Genomic DNA, 17370 nt, shown 5'->3' on the forward strand with positions numbered 1-17370 from the left:
TCGATGCGAGCGGTGGGTCAACGGAAGCGCGGGTCGTTCCCGGCGCGGGTGCCGACCACCAGGTCGAGCGCGTCCGCGACGTCGTCCCAGCCGACGTACGAGAACCCGGTCGCGTCGCCGCGGCCGGCCTCGACGTCCGCGCCGGTCTCCGGCTCGTCGTGCGTCACCAGCAGGCCCGCCTCGAAGTCGCCGACAGGCCGGTGGGTGACCGCCAGGCCGTCCGAGCCGTTCACGTCGTCGACACCGCCGGTCCCCGCCACGCGGAAGGATCCGAGCGCCCGGTTGCGGCCCGTCGTCGAGTAGACGGCGTACGTGTCGTCGCCCTGGCTGGACACGATGACGTAGCCCGTCCGGCCGGGGCCGTGATAGACGTCCACGCCCTCAGCGTCGGCGGTGAGCAGGTCGCCGCCGAACGGGTTCGCGGCGACGGCGTCCTCCTGGGACGAACCGTCTGCGGGGGCGCACTCCTCGGTCTCGGGGTCGTAGGCGTCCTGGACGCCGAAGTCGGTGACCTCGTCGACGAGCCGCGGCTCGCCCGAGCCCAGCGGCAGGGCCAGGCGCCACAGGCCGACGTCCTCCTGCGCGGCGTACAGCGTGCCGGTGCGCTGGTCCACGGACAGCCCCTCGAGCTGCGGGCCGACGCCCGGCTCCTCGCACGGCGTCCACGTGGTGCCGCCCGGCAGGTCGAACGACGCGGGCAGGTCGAGGTGCTCCACGTCCGCGTAGCCGACGGTGCCGTCGGCGCGCGGGACGAGCCGGGCCGTGGCGACGCGGGTCGTGCCCTCCTGCGTCACGACCGCGTACGCGTCGGCGCCGTCCTGCCACACGGCCAGCCCGTAGGCGGTCTGCTCGGAGCCGACGCCCGCCCGGTCGGGCTGGAACAGGAACGGCTGCTCGGGCGCGGTGATCTCGGTGAGCGGGGTGTCCGCGTCGGCGCCGTCCGGGTCGATCGCGAACAGGCGCAGCTGGTCGTTGTAGCGGTCGGAGACGACGGCGACGTCCAGGGTCTCGCCGCCCACCGTCAACCCGAAGGCGAGGTCGACGTTGTTGTAGCGGCCGGCGACGCCGTCCGCCCGCGGCGCGGGGTCCGCGGCCAGCGCCTGCAGCTCGTCGCCCGCGGTGTCGTACACGCGCAGCCCGCCCTCCTTGGCGGTCGCCAGCACGAGCGACCCGTCGGCGTCGTCGGGGTGCACCCAGATCGCCGGGTCGTCGCCGGACGCGTTCCCGCCCTCGTCGTCGTCGTACAGGACGGGCGTCTCGACGTCGGTGGTCACGGTCGCGACGTCGTGACCGCGGTCATGACCGGGCCCGTGGCCCCACGCCGAGGAGGCGGGCACGAGGGCGAGAGCGGGCAGCAGGAGCAGCGCCGGCAGGGCGCGTCGGGGGTATCGCACGGACCCGAGCGTGCCCGGCGTGGTTGGCCGGGCGGTGGCGTCCGCGTGAACGGTCGCCGAACGCGCCCGGCGCCACGGGTCAGGGCCGTGCGGAGAAGCGCTCCAGCAGGTCGGCGTGGCCGGAGCAGACCAGCAGGTCGTTGGCGCTCACACGGGTCTCGGGCGTGGCGTACTGGAACTCCACGCCGGGCGACTTCACGCCGATGACGGTGACGCCGTACCGCTTGCGGATGTCCGACTGGGCCAGCGTGAAGCCCTGCATCTCCTTCGGCGGGCGCATCTTGACGATGGTGAAGCCGTCCTCCACCTCGATGTAGTCGAGCATCTTGCCGCTCACGAGGTGCGCCACGCGGGAGCCGGCGTCGGCCTCCGGGTAGACGACGTGGTGGGCGCCGATGCGCGTGAGGATGCGGCCGTGCTCCGCCGAGATCGCCTTGGCCCAGATCTGCGGGGTGCCGAGGTCGACGAGGTTGGCGGTGATGAGCACCGACGCCTCGAGCTCGGTGCCGACTCCGACCACCGCCACGCCGAAGTCCTTGGCGCCCAGCTGGACGAGCGCCTCCGCCTCCGACGCGTCCGCCTCGACCAGGGGCAGGCGGCCGGACCACTGTGCGACGAGCTTCTCGTCGCGCTCGACGGCGAGCACGTCCTGGCCCAGCCGGTCCAGCGTCGTCGCGAGCGAGGATCCGAAGCGGCCGAGGCCGATCACGAGCACGCCCGCGTCGCGCGCGGGAGCCTTCTTGTCCGCCACGGTTCTCCTCTTTCAGGCAGGTCGTCCAAGGACGGGTCACCCGATGATCGGGCGCTCCTCGGGGAAGCGTACGATGCGCCGCCGGTCGCGCAGGGCCAGGGCGCCGAGCAGCGAGATGACGCCGACGCGGCCCACGAACATCAGGGCGCACAGCACATACTTGGCGCCGTCCGGCAGGGTGGCGGTGATCCCTGTGGACAGGCCTACCGTGGCGTAGGCGGAGATGACTTCGAACAGCGCCTCGGAGAGCCGCAGGTCGGTGAGGCGCAGCAGCGCCAGGCACGACACGAGCACGGCGGTGGCGCCCATGAAGACCACCGCGATGGACAGCCGCAGCGTGTCGCGGGGGATGCGCCGGCCGAACACCTCGGTGTCGGCGTCGCCGCGCGCCTCGGCGAGGATCGCGAGCAGCATCACGGCGAACGTCGTGACCTTGATGCCGCCCGCCGTGGACGCCGAGCCGCCGCCCACGAACATCAGGGCGTCCGTGACCAGCCAGGTCTCCTGCGACATCTCGTCCACGGGCACGGAGCTGAACCCGCCCGAGCGGGGCATCACGGAGGCGAAGATCGACGAGAGGATCTTGGTGGCGAAGCCCTGCCCGCCGAAGGTCGCCGGGTTGGTCCACTCCATCGCGCCGATGAGGATCGCGCCGCCGACCAGGAGCGCGAGGCTGGTGGTCACCGTCAGCTTGGTGTGCAGCGACAGGGCCCGGACCCAGTGCTTGTGCCGGCGCCGGTTGGTGAGCACGTTGAGGATGACGGGGAAGCCGAGCGAGCCGATGAACACGCCCAGCGCGATCGGCACCAGCACGAACCAGTCGGAGGCGAACGGGAGCAGGCCGTGCTCCGTCGGGACGAAGCCGGCGTTGTTGAACGACGAGACGCCGTAGAACAGGGCGTGCCACGCCGCGGTGCCCGCCTGGTCGCCGAGGGCGAGGAAGCGCGGGAACAGCAGCAACGAGATGCACAGCTCGATGCTCGTGGCCGTGATGATGATCGTGCGCAGCAGCGCACCCACCTCGCCCAGCCGCTCCGTCTTCGTCTCCGAGGCCGTGAGCAGCTTCTGCGTCAGGCCGAGCCTGCGCGACACCGCGAGGCCCAGCAGCGAGGCGAGCGTCATCACGCCCAGGCCGCCCACCTTGATGCCGACGAGGATGACCACGTGGCCGAACTCGGACCAGTAGGTGGCGGTGTCCTGCACGACGAGGCCGGTGACGCAGACGGCCGACGTCGCAGTGAACAGGGCGTCGACGACGGACGCGCCGCGGCCCGACGCCGTCGCCCACGGGGTGAGGAGCAGCAGCCAGATGACGGTGATGACGGCGGCGAACACCGTCATCGCGAGCCTGGCGGGGTACTCGCGTGCCGCCCGGTTCGCCCATCCGCGCAGCGAGAGCCCGCGACCGCCCCACGTCCTCGGCACCGTGCCCCCTTCCGCCCCTCAGTCGCTGGGCACAGCCTGCCACGCCGTCGGCTACGGTGACGGGATGCGCGTCGCCCGGCTGCTGTGGAGCCCTGAGCTCCTGCGCTACGACTTCGGCCCCGGGCACCCCATGGCGCCCGCCCGCCTCGACCTCACGATGCGGCTGGTGGCCGAGCTGGGCCTGCTCGACGAGCCGACCCTCGAGGTGGCGGACGTCGAGCCCGCGCCCGACGCGCTGATCGAGACGGTGCACGACGCCGCGTACGTCGCGGCGGTGCGCCGCGCGGCCGCGACCGGGGTGCCCGACGTGGCCCGCGGGCTCGGCACCGACGATGACCCGGTGTTCCCGTCGATGCACGAGGCCGCCGCCCGGCTGGTCGCCGCGTCGGTGGACGCCGCGGAGGCGGTCTGGTCGGGCCGGGTGGTGCACGGGGTGAACATCGCGGGCGGCATGCATCACGCGCAGCGGGGAGCTGCGTCCGGGTTCTGCATCTACAACGACGCCGCCGCGGCGGTGCAGCGCCTGCTCGACCTCGGGGCGGAGCGGGTCGCGTACGTCGACCTGGACGCCCATCACGGCGACGGCGTCGAGGCGATCTTCTGGGACGACCCGCGCGTGCTCACCGTCTCGGTGCACCAGGACGGGCACACGTTGTTCCCGGGCAGCGGCAGTGCCGGCGACACGGGCGGCACGGCCGCGCAGGGCACCGCGGTGAACCTGGCGCTGCCGCCGCGCACCGACGGCGCGCACTGGCTGCGGGCCCTGGACGCCGTCGTGCCGGCCGTGGTGCGCGAGTTCCGCCCCCAGGTGATCGTGTCGCAGCACGGCTGCGACGCGCACGGCAACGACCCCCTCACCGACCTGAACGTGGGCGTGGGCGCGCAGCGGACGGCGGCACGGTGGGTGCACGACCTCGCGCACGAGCTCGCGGACGGCCGGTGGGTGGCCCTCGGCGGCGGCGGGTACGCCGTGGTCGACGTCGTGCCGCTGGTGTGGGCGAGCCTCGTGGCGGAGGCCGCACACGCCCCGCTGGCCATCGGCATCGAGCTGCCGGAGTCCTGGCGGCGGGAGGTCGAGGAGCTCTCCGGCCTGGACCCTGCCGAGCGGCTGGGCAGCGGCGACGTCGCGTGGCGCCCGTGGACCGACGGCTACGACCCCGCCGACGACGTCGACCGCGCGATCCTCGCCACCCGGCGCCACGTGTTCCCCACCTGGGGCCTCGACCCGTACCGGGACTGAGCCCGGGCCCGAGCCTGACCGGACCGGTCGGGAGGGCGCCCGGCATCGGGTACCCTGGGGGACGGACTTTTTCGCGTTGGTCGGCTGCGCCTGGACACAGGCCTCGTGGGACCAACCGTGCTCCACCTACCGACCAGCATTGTGAGGACCTCATGGGCTCCGTCATCAAGAAGCGCCGTAAGCGCATGGCGAAGAAGAAGCACCGCAAGCTGCTTCGCAAGACGCGTCACCAGCGCCGCAACAAGAAGTGACGTCGTCCCCGCCATCCGGCGGGGCGGCACGCACCGAGCCCGGACCTTCCTCGAGGGTGCCGGGCTCGTCGCGTCTCCGGGGGACGGGCGCTCAGCGGCCCTGGAGGCGGCGGCGGATGCTGCGCAGCACGAGCCCGGCCACCCAGGCGGCCCCCGCCCACGACGCGGTCTTCATGCCCCGCCCGGCCACGCGCCGCCCGCGCCCGCGGAACTCGCGGATGGGCCAGCCGACATCCTTGGCGTGCCGGCGCAGGCGGGCGTCGGGGTTGATGGGGCACGGGTGCCCGACGGTGCGCATCATCGGCAGGTCGTTGAGCGAGTCGCCGTACGCGTACGACGCGGACAGGTCGATGCCCTCCCGCTCCGCGAGCTCGCGCACGGCGGCGCCCTTCGCCTCGCCGTGCATGAGGTCTCCCACGAGCCGCCCGGTGTAGAAGCCGCCCGAGTGCTCGCCGATCGTGCCGAGGCAGCCCGTGGCGCCGAGGCGGCGTGCGATGAGGCTGCCGATCTCGACCGGCGTGGCGGTCACGAGCCACACCTGGTCGCCGGCGGCCAGGTGCTCGTCGAGCAGCCGCTTGGTGCCGGGGAAGATCCGCAGCTCGAGCACGGTGTCGTACACGTCCTCGCCGACGGCGGTGATCTCCGCCACGGAGCGGCCCGCGATCAGCGACAGGGCCCGGCTGCGCACGAGCTCGATCTGGGACCGGGACTCGCCGAACAGCAGGTACTTCGCCTGGATCAGCGCGAACCGCAGCAGGTCGCGGGTGCCGAAGAACCGGCGTTGGTACAGGGCCCGCGCCAGGTGGAAGGCGCTGGCACCGCGGATGATGGTGTTGTCGACGTCGAAGAAGGCTGCGGCGCGCGCCGGCGGGGACGACTCGACGGGCGACGGCATGCGGCCCACTGTATCGGCGCGGATACGCTGTGCAGGTGAGCAGGCTGCAGGGATCCGCAGGTGAACCCCGGGTGCTGCTGTACACGCGTGTCGGATGCCACCTGTGCGAAGAGGCTCGGGCGGTGGTCGCGGACGTGTGCGGCGCGGCGGGGGAGGCATGGCGGGAGGTCGACATCGACGTCGACGGTCCCGGCGGTGACCTGGTGGGCAAGTACGGGGACTACGTGCCCGTCGTCGAGGTGGACGGCGTGCAGCAGGGCTTCTGGCGGGTCGACGGCGCGCGGCTCGCGCGGCGGCTGGCACGGTAGCCCGGGGAGGACGACGGAGTGATCGAGCTCGGTGAGGCGACGGTGCCGGCCGCGACGGTGGCGCGGCTGCCCTACTATCTGCGCGCCCTGCGCGACCTGGCGGAGGCCGGCGTGACGACGACGTCGTCGTCGGAGCTGGCGGAGCGTTCCGGGGTGGGGTCGGCGCAGCTGCGCAAGGACCTGTCCTACCTCGGGTCGTTCGGGACGCGCGGGGTGGGATACGACGTGCAGTCGCTGGCGCAGTACATCGCGTCGGCGCTCGGACTGGGGTCGGAGCACCGCCTGGCGATCGTCGGCATCGGCAACCTGGGGCACGCGCTGGCGAACTACTCGGGGTACGCGGCCCGTGGCTTCCAGGTGGTGGCGCTGCTGGACGCGGACCCGCAGGTGGTGGGGGGCTCCGCGGCGGGGTTGACGATCGAGCACGTCGACGCGCTGGAGGACGTGCTGCCGCGTACCGGCGTGTCGATGGTGGTGCTCGCGACGCCGGGCCCGGTGGCGCAGGCCATCGCCGAGCGGATCGTCGGGTGCGGGGTGCGGGAGATCCTGTCGTTCGCGCCCGTCGCGCTGCAGCTGCCCGACGACGTCGTCGTGCGCTCCGTGGACGTGGCCGGCGAGCTGCAGATCCTGGCGTTCCACGCCGCGGCCCGGGCGGCGACGAACGGCACCCCGCGATAGCGGAGACGGCGCGGACCCCCGCGGGTCGAGCCCGTCGAGACCAGCGCGAGGTCTCGACAGGCTTCGACCGACGGGGGTCCGTCCGCCGTGACGTGCGGGCTCAGGCCTGCTTGATGGCCGAGACGTCGAGGGCGATCTTGACCTTGTCGCCCACGAGGACGCCGCCGGTCTCGAGCGCCGCGTTCCAGATCAGGCCGTAGTCCTTGCGCGAGATCTCGATCTCGGACTCGAAGCCGGCGCGCGGGTTGCCGAACGGGTCGGTGGCGGTGCCGGTGAACTCGGTGGGCAGCGCGACGTCGTTGGTGACGCCGTTGATCGTCAGGGCGCCGTGGATGACGTAGTCCTCGCCGTCGGTGGAGATGCCCTTCGAGGCGAACGTCCAGACCGGCTTCTCCTCCGCGTGCCAGAAGTCGGCGCTCTTCAGGTGGCCGTCGCGGTTGTCGTCGCCGGTGCTGACCGACGCGGCGTCGAGCTCCGCGGTGACGGCCGACGACTCGAGGTCGTCGCCCACGCTGATCTCGCCGGCGGAGATCGCGATCGTGCCGCGCACCTTGGCGATCCCGGCGTGACGCACGGCGAACGAGGCGGTCGAGTGGGCGGTGTCGATGGCGTAGGTGCCGGTGGTCAGGCCTGCGGGCAGCGCGGTCATGGTGTCTCCTCGGGTTCGGGTCGGTCGGACGTTCACCAAGATAGTTGATGGATCAACTATCGTCACGAGGGGAGGAACACGGCGGTCTCGTAACCTATTCCCGTGGGTGCGACGAGGACGCGGGAGCGCGACGACGACGGTGGCGGCGCGGAGGTGCGCTGGCTCGACGAGGAGCAGCAGTGGGCGTGGCGGCGCTTCCTCGAAGGGACGTCACGATTCTTCGAGGCGCTCGGTGACGCCCACGACGTGGGCCTGCCGGTCACGCTCGGCGAGTACCACCTGCTGGTGCAGCTCTCCGAGGCGCCGGAGCGCACGCTGCGGATGTCGGCGCTCGCGGAGTTCCTCGCGCTGTCGCGCAGCCGCCTGACGCACACGGTCGACCGGATGGAGCGGCGCGGGCTCGTGGTCCGCAACCCGGTGCCCGGCGACCGGCGCGGCGTGAACTGCGTCATGACCGACGCCGGGTACGCGGCGCTCGTCGACGCCGCCCCCGGCCACGTCACCGCCGTGCGGCGCCTGCTGGTCGACGCCCTCGAACCCGGGGAGATGGCGGTGCTCGGCCGCGCGATGGCGAAGATCGCCGCCACCGCGAAGGGGCTCGACCCGGCCGTCGAGCTCGCCACGGACCCCGCCGCTCCAGGGGCGCGACCCGCCGCCGAGTGAGGGCCGTCACGCTCGGCTGAACGGGACCTGGATACCCCGGAGTTCTGGGACACTGGGACCCATGGCCACCACCACCGTCCATCTCGTGCGGCACGGCGAGGTCCACAACCCGGACGGGGTCCTCTACGGGCGCATCCCCGGCTACCGGCTGTCCGATCGCGGTCAGGCGATGGCGCGCCGCGTGGCGGAGCACCTGTCCGGCAAGGGCCGCGACGTCGTCGCCGTCGTCGCCTCCCCGCTGCAGCGCGCGCAGGAGACCGCGACCCCGACGGCCGAGGCCTTCGACCTGACGCTCGCCACGGACCACCGGCTCATCGAGGCGGGCAACCACTTCGAGGGCACCACGATCGGCAAGAACCCGGGTCAGCTCGCCAACCCCAAGTACTGGCGCTACCTGTGGAACCCGCTGAGCCCGTCGTGGGGAGAGTCGTACGCGGACCAGGTGACCCGGATGCGGGCCGCCGTGGACGACGCACGTCGTGCGTACGAGGGGCACGAGGTGGTGCTCGTCAGCCACCAGCTCCCGGTGTGGGTCACCCGTCGCTCCTACGAGGGCGGCCCCCTGGCGCACGACCCGCGGCGCCGGCAGTGCGCCCTGGCGTCGATGACGTCGCTGCGGTTCGACGGCGAGGCCTTCGTCGGCCTGCACTACACCGAGCCTGCCGCGGACCTGCTCGCCGGCGCCGACCCCGTGCCGGGGGCGTGATGCGCGCCGCTCGCATTCGCGCCCTCCGCCGCGCCTCCGCCACGGTCGGAGCTGTCGTGAGCCTCGGCCTCCTCGCCGCGTGCGGCGCGCAGGACTCGGGCGCCGGCGACGTCGTCGGGCAGGGCTTCGTCTCCGGCGACGGCTCGGTGAAGCAGTGGGACGCGGGCGACCGCGAGGACGCCGTGACCGTCGAGGGCACCACCTTCGAGGGCGACGAGGTCAGCACCGCCGAGTGGCTCGGCGACGTCGTCGTGGTGAACACCTGGTACGCCGGGTGCGCACCGTGCCGCGCCGAGGCCCCCGACCTGGTGGCCCTCGCCAACGACCGTGAGGCCGACGGCGTGCGGGTGCTGGGCATCAACACCGAGGACGAGGCCGGCGCCGCCACGTCGTTCGAGCGCACCTTCGACGTGCCCTACCCGTCGATCGAGGACCGCAGCGGCCAGGTCGTGGCCAGGCTGTCGGGGGTCGTCCCGCTGCAGGCCGTGCCGTCGACCGTCGTGCTCGACGCCGAGGGGCGGGTCGCGGCCCGCGTCATCGGGCAGGCGGAGGCGTCCACGCTCGACGCGATCGTCGACGAGCTGCTCGCCGAGTCGGACAGCGGCTCGGACGACGGCGCCGCGAAGGGCGCCTGATGGGCGACTTCTTCGCCACCACGGTGTGGAGCGGCTCGATGCTGCTCGCGCTGCCCGTGGCGCTGATCGCCGGCCTGGTGTCGTTCGCGTCGCCGTGCGTGCTGCCCCTGGTGCCCGGCTACGTCGGGTACGTCAGCGGCATGGCCGCGGCGACGGCGGGGTCCGGCACGAAGAGCCGCCCGGGAGTGCCTCAGGACCCGGCCCGCCGCCGCGTCGTCCTCGGCGTGGGCCTGTTCGTGCTCGGCTTCACCGCGGTGTTCGTGGCGCTGATGGCTGCCGCCGGAGCGCTCGGGTCCTACCTGGTCCTGTGGGAGGACACGATCATGCGTGTCCTCGGCATCGTCGTGATCCTCATGGGTCTGGCGTTCCTCGGGGCCGTGCCGTTCCTGCAGCGCGAGCGGCGCATGCACCTCAGTCCGCGCGCCGGCCTGTGGGGCGCCCCGTTGCTCGGCATCGTGTTCGGGCTCGGCTGGACGCCGTGCATCGGCCCGACCCTCGCGGCCGTGCAGGCGCTGTCGCTGGACCAGGCGTCCGCCGGCCGCGGCATCGTGCTGGGGATCGCGTACTGCGTCGGGCTGGGCGTGCCGTTCCTGCTGGTGGCGCTCGGGCTGCAGTCGTCGCAGCGCATGCTCGGCTTCCTGCGTCGCCACCGCCTGGGCATCCAGCGCGCGGGCGGCGCCCTGCTGGTGCTGGTCGGCCTGGCGCTGGTCACGGGCCTCTGGTCCGCGTGGACCAGCCAGCTCCAGGGCTGGATCAGCGGATTCGCGACGGTGGTGTGATGAGCGACAAGGCGACCTACCGCCCCGAGGGCATCCACGACGCGTTCACCGAGGGACGCGCCGGCGACGCCCCCGCGGCGACCGACGGCGGCCCGACGAAGCCTGCCGGCGGCCCGAACCTGCCGACTCTGGGCTGGCGCGGGACGCTGCGCTGGACGTGGCGCCAGCTCACGAGCATGCGCGTGGCGCTCATGCTCCTGATGCTGCTCGCCGTCGCGGCGGTTCCCGGCTCGGTGCTGCCGCAGCGCGGCCAGGACGCCGCGGCCGTGCTGGCGTACCTCGGCGACCACCCGACGCTGGGGGAGTGGCTGGACCGGTTCGGCTTCTTCGAGGTCTACAGCTCGGTCTGGTTCTCCGCCATCTACATCCTGCTGTTCGTGTCCCTCGTCGGCTGCATCGTGCCGCGCACGATGTCGCACGGCCGTGCGCTGCGGAACCGGCCCCCCAAGACTCCCGTGCGGTTCGGCCGGTTCCCCGCGACGGCCGGGGCGCGCACCACGGCCTCGCCCGACGAGGTCACCACCGCCGTGGCCCGCCACCTGCGCGGCCCGCTGCGCCGCCTGCCCACCTTCCGGGTCGACGTCGGCTCCGAGGAGCCGCGGCTCGGCCGCCCTGCCACCCGCACCGTGGCCGCCGAGCGTGGCTACCTGCGCGAGACCGGCAACCTCGTGTTCCACCTCGCGCTGCTGGGCCTGCTCGTCTCGGTCGCCCTCGGCCAGCTGCTGCACTACCGCGGCCAGGCGATCGTCACGGAGGGGCGCGGCTTCGCCAACGCCGTCGTGGACTACGACACCTTCGACAAGGGCGCCTGGTTCCAGCCCTCGTCGCTGTCGCCGTTCTCCATGACCCTCGACTCGTTCGACTCCGAGTTCGCCTCCGACACCGTCGCGTTCGCCCAGGCACGCGACTTCACCGCGCACGTGACGGTCAGCGAGCCGGATGGCGGGCAGCACTCCGACCAGATCAAGGTCAACTCCCCGCTGACCGTCGACGGCGCCAAGATCTACCTGCAGGGCAACGGCTTCGCCCCCGAGATCACGGTCAAGGACGGCGCGGGCGAGATGGCCTTCTCCGGGCGGGTGCCGTTCCTGCCCGAGGACACCATGTACACCTCGCGCGGCGTCGTGAAGGTGCCGGACGTCTCGGCCGGCCAGGAGCAGGTCGGGCTCGTCGGGTACTTCCTGCCCACGGCCGTCGTGGAGGCGGACGGCTCCGCCCGCTCCGTCTTCCCCCAGCCGCAGAACCCGCTGCTGGTGCTCGAGGTGTATCGCGGAGACCTGGGTCTGGACGACGGCGTGCCGCAGAACGTCTACCGCCTCGACACCGCGAGCCTCACGCCCTCGGTCGACGACGACGGGCAGACGATCAAGCTGCTCGTGAAGCCGGGGGAGACGGTCGAGCTCCCCGACGGCCTGGGCTCGGTCACCCTCGGCGAGGACGTGCCCCGCTACGTCGCGCTCGACCTGCGCTACGACCCGTCGCTCGCCTGGGTGCTGACCTTCTCCCTCACCGCGCTCGCCGGCCTCGCGGTCTCGCTGTTCACGCCGCGCCGCCGCGTCTGGGTGCGATCATGGGAGACCACGGACGACGACGGCCGACCCGTCACCCGCGTCGAGCTCGCCGGGCTCGCGCGCGGCGACGACGCCGGCCTGCAGCGCGAGGTCGACAAGGCCCTGGCAGCGGTGCCCGGCCTCGCCGACGGGACCGGTCACGACACGAGTCACGACAAGACCGCCGACGACACGCTCGTCGACGACCATCAGAGAACCGCCACGGAGGACTGACCATGCAGATCGCCGAGCTGAGCGTGCTGCTCGTCTGGGGCGCCGCCACGGCGCTCACGATCGCGCTCGTCGCGTTCGCGATCGACCTGGGCCGCCGCACCGAGGAGCGGGCCGACGCCCGCGCCGAGGCGCGTACGCCCGCGGCGGTGGGGGCCGGCTCCCGGCCGACGCTCGCGCCGGCGAGCACCCTGCCGGCGACCCCGCCCGGGGACACCGGGCACGGGCCGGCCCGTCGTCGTGCCGCCGGCATCGCGATGTCCACCACCTGGCTGGGCACCGCGTTGCTCCTGGTCGCGATCGTGCTGCGCGGGATCGCCGCGGGCCGCACCCCGTGGGCCAACATGTACGAGTTCACGCTGGTGGGGTCGTTCATGGCCCTCGCCGTGTTTCTCGGGATGAACGTGCGCAAGGACTTCAAGTTCCTCGGCGCCTTCGTCACCGGCCTCTCCGTGCTGTTCCTCGTGCTCGGTCTCAACGTCTTCTACGTGGCCGCGATGGGCGTCCAGCCGGCGCTGCAGAACTACTGGCTCGTGATCCACGTGGGCGTCGCGATCAGCGCCACCGGCATCTTCACGGTGGCGTTCGTCGCCTCGGTGCTGCAGCTGTTCCGCGACAGCCGGGACTCCGGCTCCCCGTACCTGCAGCGCCCCGGCTTCCGCTGGCTCGACCGCGTGCCGACGCCCACCTCGCTGGAGGCGCTGTCCTTCCGGCTCAACGCCGTCGGCTTCGTGCTGTGGACCTTCACCATCATCGGCGGCGCCATCTGGGCCGAGCACGCCTGGGGCCGGTACTGGGGCTGGGACCCCAAGGAGGTCTGGAGCTTCGTCATCTGGGTCGTGTACGCGGCCTACCTGCACGCCCGCACCACCCGCGGCTGGGACGGCCGCCGTGCCGCCTGGTTCGTGATCGTCGGCTACCTGTGCGTGCTGTTCAACTTCACCGGCGTGAACCTGATCTTCAACGGCAAGCACTCGTACTCGGGCCTCAACACCGACACCACCGGCGGCGCTTGACACCGCGCCCGGTCAGGGGGTGTCGCCGCCGCCCTCGCGCTCGCGGCGGCGCTTCTCCTGCTCCAGGCGCCAGAGGAACTCCGGGTCGTCGTCGGGGGCCACGGGGCCGGAAGGGCGCTTCGGGCCGGAGGGGCGCCGTCCGGGCCGTGACGACGGGCCCGGCCCGCCGCCGGACGCGCGCCGCGCCGAACGCTTGACGATGATCCAGGCCACGGCGCCGAAGATCGGCAGCAGCACGATGATCACCGCCCAGAGCCACCGGGGGAGGCCGCCACGCTCGTCCTCCTCGGATCCGAACAGGTCGAGCAGGGCGTAGAGGGCGAGCCCGACGACGAGGAGGGGCAGGATCACACGCGCGAACATGCCTCCAGCCTAGTTCGGCGTCGGAGTGCTCAGGAATCGCGCCTACCCTGGAGGCGTGCCCCTCGTCATGTACACCGTCTGGCGGATCCTGCTGTTCGTCGCCGCCCTCGGTGCCGGTTACCTGCTCGGCCTGCGCAGCTGGCTCCTCGTCCTCGTCGCCGCCGTCGTGGCGTTCGCTGTCTCGTACCTCGCGTTCAGCAGGCCGCGGGACGCGGCGGCGCGGTGGCTGGCGGAGAAGGAGCAGCGGCGCAAGGACGGCTCCGACAAGCACGACGCCGACTCCGACTACGAGGACTCCGTCGTGGACCGGGAGAACCCCACCGCCGGCTGAGCGTGCGTCAGAGCGCCAGGCCGAGCGCCAGCAGCACCCCGTACGCGAGCTCGAACATCCCGGTGCCGGCGAGCACCTTGACCAGCAGCGGCCCACGCGCCCCGGCCATCACCGGCGCCACGAGCAGCGCGGCAGGCAGCAGCAGCACCGTGACGAGCAACGCCCACGGCGACCAGGCCGCGCACACCATGCCCAGCACCACGGGCAGCAGGATGCAGGCGGCGTACCAGCGGCGGGCCCGGTAGTCGCCCAGCCGGACGGCGAGGGTGCGCTTGCCCGCGACGACGTCGGTCGGGATGTCGCGCACGTTGTTCACCATGAGCAGGCCGCAGGCGATCATGCCGACGCCGACAGCGCCGAGCACGGACGGCCACGTGAGCGTGTCGGCCTGCGTGTACGTGGTGCCGAGCGTCGCGACGAGCCCGAAGAACACGAACACCCCGACCTCGCCCAGCCCCGCGTACCCGTAGGGGTGCTTGCCGCCCGTGTAGTACCAGGCGGCCAGCACGCACAGCACACCCACGGCCAGCAGCCACCAGTGCCCGCTCACAGCGCACAGGGCGAGCCCGAGCACGCCGGCGACGCCGAACGACGCGAACGCGGCGCCCTTGACCTGCCCGGGCCGGGCCGCCGCGGAGGCGGTGAGGCGCAGCGGCCCCACCCGGTCCACGTCGGTGCCGCGCACGCCGTCGGAGTAGTCGTTCGCGTAGTTGACACCCACCTGCAGGGCGAGCGCGACGCCGAGGGCGAGGACGGCGGGCAGCCAGGCGAACGCGCCGACGTCCGCCGCCGCCCCGGAGCCGATCAGCACCGGCGCGGCCGCGGCCGGCAGGGTGCGGGGGCGTGCTCCGGCGATCCACTCGCTGGTCGTGGCCATCGTTCTCCGTCCATCCGTGCGGCGCCGGGGCGTCGCGTGCGCGAGCGGGTCAGGCGTGCGCCTCGTGCTCGCGGACGAGGGCGACGACGCCACCGCGGTCCACCTTCCCGGGGCCGCGCAGCGGGAGCGCGGCCGTGCGGTACACGCGGCGGGGCGCGGACGGCGCACCCAGCCTAGTCGTCGCGGCGGCACGCACCCGCGCCACGTCGTCGCCGTCGACCGGGCTGAGGCGGGCCCCGCCGGAGGCCGGGTCGGCGACGACGGCGACGAGGGCCTGCCCCCACTCCGGGTCCGGGACGCCGACGACGCACGCCTCGCCGCCGAGCAGCTCGCCGACGAGCGCCTCCACCGGCGCCGGGGCCACGTTCACCCCGCCCGTCACCACGACGTCGTCCGCGCGCCCCAGCACCTGCAGCGTGCCGTCCGCGCGCAGCCTGCCCAGGTCGGAGGTGCGGAACCAGCGCGACCCGTCGGCGTCGGTCCGGAACGCGGCGGCCGTGGCGGCGTCGTCGCCCAGATACCCGGCCGCGAGTGTGGGCCCACCCAGCTCGATCACACCGACCTCCCCGGAGTCGTCAGAGCCACGGCGGGCCATACCTCGCTGTGCCTCTGACAACTCGGGAGGGCGCGAGTTGTCAGAGCCAGGGCGGGCTATACCCCGCTGTGGCTCTGACAGGTCGGCCGGGACGACGCGTACCCGGACGCCGCGCAGGGGAGCGCCGTCGTACACGCAGCCGCCGGCGGTCTCGGACATGCCGTAGGTCGTCACGACGTGGACCCCGGCGTCGGCCGCCCGCTCCAGCAGGGCGGGCGGGGACGCCGCGCCCCCGAGCAGCACCGCCGCGCAGCGGGCCAGCGCCGCCAGCCCGCGGGACGCGCCCTCGTGCGCGGCGGCGAGCAGGCGGTGCACCTGGGTGGGCACCAGCGAGACGTACACGGGGTCGCCGCCGGCGGCGTCGAGCGCCGGCTCGAGCAGGTCGGCCAGGCCGTCGGGCGTGAAGCGGGCGTCCGGGTCGGCGGCCGTCAGCGGGGTGCCGGCGAGGGCGGACCGCACCACCACCTGCAGGCCCGCCACGTGCGTGGGCGGCAGCGTCAGCACCCACCGCCCCGGTCCGCCGAGACGCTCGTGGGTGGCCGTCGCGGACGCGCGCAGCGCCGCGGCCGTCAGCGCCACCTCGCGAGGCGTGCCGGTCGACCCGGAGGTGCGCACGACGAGCGCGGTGCCAGCCGGCACCGGGGCCGCCGTCGTGCGGGGCAGGGGGACGACGACGGTGCCGCCGTCGAGCGCGTCGCGCACGGCGTCGCGGAGCGCGCCGACGGGCGGGGGGAGAGAGGGTCCGGGCACCGCACCAGGGTAGGTCCGGGCCGTGCCGGGTCTCGGCGGGGCTGCCGTAGGGTGGTCCGGTCCCGGCCCGGGAGCCGCTCGGGCCGGTCGTCGGACGCACGTCGAGGAGGACGCCGAGGATGCCCACGATGCCCGGAGGCACGACCCGGGGCGCACGCGCCGGGGCCGTCGCCGCGCTCGTCGCGGTCGCCCTGCTGGCCACGGCCGCGTGCGGCGTCGGCGAGCCGGCCGCCCCGCCCACCGTGACCGCGGCCCCGGACGTGGCGGTGCCCAAGGCGGCACCGCCCGATCCCGTGAAGCCGCAGCCGAAGCCCAAGCCCATGCCCGTGGTGTGGCCGCTCAACGGCAAGCCGACCGGGACGAAGAAGGTCCCGGCCCGGCCCGCCGTCGCGGTGAAGATCGAGAACTCCGTGCAGGCGCGCCCGCAGTCCGGGCTGCAGCAGGCGGACATCGTCTGGGAGCAGGTGGTCGAGGGCGGCATCTCGCGGTACGTCGCCGTGTACCAGTCGAAGCTGCCCGGCACCGTCGGGCCGGTCCGGTCGGTGCGCCCCATGGACCCGGCGATCGTCGCCCCGATGCGCGGCATCCTCGCGTACTCCGGTGGGCAGCCGCCGTTCATCCGCGCGGTGGGGAAGGCGAAGGTCCAGTCCGTGACCATGGACGGCGGCGACCCCGGCTTCCGGCGCAGCGGCGACCGCGCCGCCCCGCACAACGTCTACGGGTCGGTGAGGTCGTTCGCGAAACAGGCCAGCAAGAGCCGCGCGACGCCGCCGCCCGCGCAGTTCTCCTACGCTGCCAAGGTCGGGCAGGGTTCCGCCGCGAAGAACGACCGCGAGGGCCACGTCGCGGACGTCCGGCTCTCCCCGGCGCAGCGCACCGTGTGGCGGTGGAAGGCGAAGACCAAGACCTACGCCCGCTACGACGGCTCGACGCCCTCGATCTCCTCCGGGAGCCAGCTGCGTGCTCGGAACGTGCTGGTCCTGTCCGTGAAGATGAAGAACACGAAGTACCGCGACCCGAGCGGTGCACCCGTGCCCGAGACGCAGATGGTCGGCTCGGGCAAGGGCGTGCTGCTCACCCGGGGCAAGGCGCTCAACGTCAGCTGGTCCAAGAAGAAGACGGGCAAGAAGATCGTGCTCACGACCCGGGGCGGCGACCCGGTGAGCCTCGACCCGGGCAACCTGTGGGTCGAGCTCGTGCCACGCGACAGCGGGTCGTGGCGGGTGCGGTGACGCCGGATCGTGACGCTCCCGGCATACGGTGACCGTGTGTGATCGCGCGCA

At 73.5% G+C, this 17370-nt stretch carries 20 protein-coding genes; 12 read left to right on the top strand and 8 right to left on the bottom strand.

Features of this window, described 5'->3' with window-relative positions; translation table 11 throughout:
* Positions 1-17: 17 nt before the first annotated feature.
* The 3 genes from B5Y66_RS05255 to B5Y66_RS05265 form a co-directional block, all read right to left on the bottom strand.
* A complete protein-coding gene (locus B5Y66_RS05255; protein ID WP_079572148.1) occupies positions 18-1394 on the bottom strand; it encodes a phytase in 1377 nt (458 codons plus the stop codon).
* 79 nt (positions 1395-1473) lie between these two features.
* Complete coding sequence (locus tag B5Y66_RS05260; RefSeq protein ID WP_079572150.1) at positions 1474-2145, bottom strand: potassium channel family protein; 672 nt, start codon at positions 2143-2145, stop codon at positions 1474-1476.
* A gap of 36 nt (positions 2146-2181) precedes the next feature.
* Positions 2182-3570 carry a TrkH family potassium uptake protein gene (locus B5Y66_RS05265; RefSeq protein WP_245806950.1) on the bottom strand — a complete coding sequence of 463 codons (1389 nt, stop codon included), beginning with the start codon at positions 3568-3570 and terminating at the stop codon, positions 2182-2184.
* A 64-nt stretch (positions 3571-3634) separates the two neighbouring features.
* Between B5Y66_RS05265 and B5Y66_RS05270 the strand changes: the two genes are divergently transcribed.
* Together B5Y66_RS05270 and B5Y66_RS05275 are read left to right on the top strand one after the other, a co-directional pair.
* Positions 3635-4810, top strand: coding sequence for an acetoin utilization protein AcuC (locus tag B5Y66_RS05270; protein ID WP_079572153.1), 1176 nt, complete (start codon positions 3635-3637; stop codon positions 4808-4810).
* Positions 4811-4962: 152 nt separating this feature from the next.
* A complete protein-coding gene (locus tag B5Y66_RS05275; protein WP_003792170.1) occupies positions 4963-5061 on the top strand; it encodes a 30S ribosomal protein bS22 in 99 nt (32 codons plus the stop codon).
* Positions 5062-5152: 91 nt separating this feature from the next.
* Here the strand turns inward: B5Y66_RS05275 and B5Y66_RS05280 are convergent, their stop codons facing one another.
* Positions 5153-5956, bottom strand: a complete 804-nt coding sequence (locus tag B5Y66_RS05280) for an HAD family hydrolase (protein WP_079573219.1) — start codon at positions 5954-5956, stop codon at positions 5153-5155.
* A gap of 35 nt (positions 5957-5991) precedes the next feature.
* Between B5Y66_RS05280 and B5Y66_RS05285 the strand changes: the two genes are divergently transcribed.
* Together B5Y66_RS05285 and B5Y66_RS05290 are read left to right on the top strand one after the other, a co-directional pair.
* Positions 5992-6264 (top strand): glutaredoxin family protein, encoded by a 273-nt coding sequence (locus B5Y66_RS05285; RefSeq protein WP_245806951.1) that lies wholly within the window; start codon positions 5992-5994, stop codon positions 6262-6264.
* A gap of 18 nt (positions 6265-6282) precedes the next feature.
* Positions 6283-6942 carry a redox-sensing transcriptional repressor Rex gene (locus tag B5Y66_RS05290; protein ID WP_079572156.1) on the top strand — a complete coding sequence of 220 codons (660 nt, stop codon included), beginning with the start codon at positions 6283-6285 and terminating at the stop codon, positions 6940-6942.
* 100 nt (positions 6943-7042) lie between these two features.
* Here B5Y66_RS05290 and B5Y66_RS05295 read toward each other — a convergent pair whose 3' ends face one another.
* Entirely contained in the window at positions 7043-7591 is a 549-nt protein-coding gene (locus B5Y66_RS05295; RefSeq protein ID WP_079572158.1) for a YceI family protein, read from the bottom strand.
* A gap of 102 nt (positions 7592-7693) precedes the next feature.
* Between B5Y66_RS05295 and B5Y66_RS05300 the strand changes: the two genes are divergently transcribed.
* The 6 genes from B5Y66_RS05300 (at position 7694) to ccsB (ending at position 13171) form a co-directional block, all read left to right on the top strand.
* Positions 7694-8254 carry a MarR family winged helix-turn-helix transcriptional regulator gene (locus B5Y66_RS05300; RefSeq protein ID WP_079572160.1) on the top strand — a complete coding sequence of 187 codons (561 nt, stop codon included), beginning with the start codon at positions 7694-7696 and terminating at the stop codon, positions 8252-8254.
* Between the two features lie 61 nt (positions 8255-8315).
* Positions 8316-8960 (top strand): histidine phosphatase family protein, encoded by a 645-nt coding sequence (locus tag B5Y66_RS05305; protein ID WP_079572163.1) that lies wholly within the window; start codon positions 8316-8318, stop codon positions 8958-8960.
* Positions 8960-9595: a TlpA family protein disulfide reductase gene (locus B5Y66_RS05310; RefSeq protein WP_079572166.1), complete on the top strand. Its 636-nt coding sequence runs from the start codon at positions 8960-8962 to the stop codon at positions 9593-9595. Before B5Y66_RS05305 ends, B5Y66_RS05310 begins: the two co-directional genes overlap by 1 nt.
* Positions 9595-10374 carry a cytochrome c biogenesis CcdA family protein gene (locus tag B5Y66_RS05315; protein ID WP_079572171.1) on the top strand — a complete coding sequence of 260 codons (780 nt, stop codon included), beginning with the start codon at positions 9595-9597 and terminating at the stop codon, positions 10372-10374. Before B5Y66_RS05310 ends, B5Y66_RS05315 begins: the two co-directional genes overlap by 1 nt.
* Entirely contained in the window at positions 10374-12158 is a 1785-nt protein-coding gene (gene resB / locus B5Y66_RS05320; RefSeq protein WP_079572175.1) for a cytochrome c biogenesis protein ResB, read from the top strand. The genes B5Y66_RS05315 and resB overlap by 1 nt, the downstream gene beginning before the upstream one ends.
* A 2-nt stretch (positions 12159-12160) precedes the next feature.
* Positions 12161-13171 (top strand): c-type cytochrome biogenesis protein CcsB, encoded by a 1011-nt coding sequence (ccsB, locus tag B5Y66_RS05325; protein ID WP_079572178.1) that lies wholly within the window; start codon positions 12161-12163, stop codon positions 13169-13171.
* Positions 13172-13183: 12 nt separating this feature from the next.
* Here the strand turns inward: ccsB and B5Y66_RS05330 are convergent, their stop codons facing one another.
* Entirely contained in the window at positions 13184-13534 is a 351-nt protein-coding gene (locus tag B5Y66_RS05330; protein ID WP_079572180.1) for a PLD nuclease N-terminal domain-containing protein, read from the bottom strand.
* Positions 13535-13589: 55 nt separating this feature from the next.
* Here B5Y66_RS05330 and B5Y66_RS05335 point away from each other — a divergent pair, with 55 nt between their 5' ends.
* The gene (locus B5Y66_RS05335) at positions 13590-13865 is read left to right on the top strand and encodes a DUF4229 domain-containing protein (protein ID WP_245806953.1); all 276 of its coding nucleotides are present in this window, start codon (positions 13590-13592) and stop codon (positions 13863-13865) included.
* Between the two features lie 7 nt (positions 13866-13872).
* Here the strand turns inward: B5Y66_RS05335 and B5Y66_RS05340 are convergent, their stop codons facing one another.
* Positions 13873-14742: a 1,4-dihydroxy-2-naphthoate polyprenyltransferase gene (locus B5Y66_RS05340; RefSeq protein ID WP_079572183.1), complete on the bottom strand. Its 870-nt coding sequence runs from the start codon at positions 14740-14742 to the stop codon at positions 13873-13875.
* A gap of 49 nt (positions 14743-14791) precedes the next feature.
* Positions 14792-16087, bottom strand: a complete 1296-nt coding sequence (locus B5Y66_RS05345; RefSeq protein WP_079572185.1) for an AMP-binding protein — start codon at positions 16085-16087, stop codon at positions 14792-14794.
* Positions 16088-16215: 128 nt separating this feature from the next.
* Here B5Y66_RS05345 and B5Y66_RS05350 point away from each other — a divergent pair, with 128 nt between their 5' ends.
* Positions 16216-17319 carry a DUF3048 domain-containing protein gene (locus B5Y66_RS05350; protein WP_079573225.1) on the top strand — a complete coding sequence of 368 codons (1104 nt, stop codon included), beginning with the start codon at positions 16216-16218 and terminating at the stop codon, positions 17317-17319.
* The last annotated feature ends 51 nt before the right edge of the window (positions 17320-17370 follow it).

Source organism: Krasilnikoviella flava (genome assembly GCF_900167525.1).
GTDB lineage: Bacteria > Actinomycetota > Actinomycetes > Actinomycetales > Cellulomonadaceae > Isoptericola > Isoptericola flavus.

Excerpts from the sequence above, each read along its gene's own strand:
- B5Y66_RS05270 (WP_079572153.1), top strand. The coding sequence starts at position 3,635 with ATGCGCGTCGCCCGGCTGCTGTGGAGCCCTGAGCTCCTGCGCTACGAC.
- B5Y66_RS05275 (WP_003792170.1), top strand. The coding sequence starts at position 4,963 with ATGGGCTCCGTCATCAAGAAGCGCCGTAAGCGCATGGCGAAGAAGAAG.
- B5Y66_RS05280 (WP_079573219.1), bottom strand. The coding sequence starts at position 5,956 with ATGCCGTCGCCCGTCGAGTCGTCCCCGCCGGCGCGCGCCGCAGCCTTC.
- B5Y66_RS05295 (WP_079572158.1), bottom strand. The coding sequence starts at position 7,591 with ATGACCGCGCTGCCCGCAGGCCTGACCACCGGCACCTACGCCATCGAC.
- B5Y66_RS05305 (WP_079572163.1), top strand. The coding sequence starts at position 8,316 with ATGGCCACCACCACCGTCCATCTCGTGCGGCACGGCGAGGTCCACAAC.
- B5Y66_RS05310 (WP_079572166.1), top strand. The coding sequence starts at position 8,960 with ATGCGCGCCGCTCGCATTCGCGCCCTCCGCCGCGCCTCCGCCACGGTC.
- B5Y66_RS05315 (WP_079572171.1), top strand. The coding sequence starts at position 9,595 with ATGGGCGACTTCTTCGCCACCACGGTGTGGAGCGGCTCGATGCTGCTC.
- resB (WP_079572175.1), top strand. The coding sequence starts at position 10,374 with ATGAGCGACAAGGCGACCTACCGCCCCGAGGGCATCCACGACGCGTTC.
- ccsB (WP_079572178.1), top strand. The coding sequence starts at position 12,161 with ATGCAGATCGCCGAGCTGAGCGTGCTGCTCGTCTGGGGCGCCGCCACG.
- B5Y66_RS05330 (WP_079572180.1), bottom strand. The coding sequence starts at position 13,534 with ATGTTCGCGCGTGTGATCCTGCCCCTCCTCGTCGTCGGGCTCGCCCTC.
- B5Y66_RS05340 (WP_079572183.1), bottom strand. The coding sequence starts at position 14,742 with ATGGCCACGACCAGCGAGTGGATCGCCGGAGCACGCCCCCGCACCCTG.
- B5Y66_RS05350 (WP_079573225.1), top strand. The coding sequence starts at position 16,216 with ATGCCCGGAGGCACGACCCGGGGCGCACGCGCCGGGGCCGTCGCCGCG.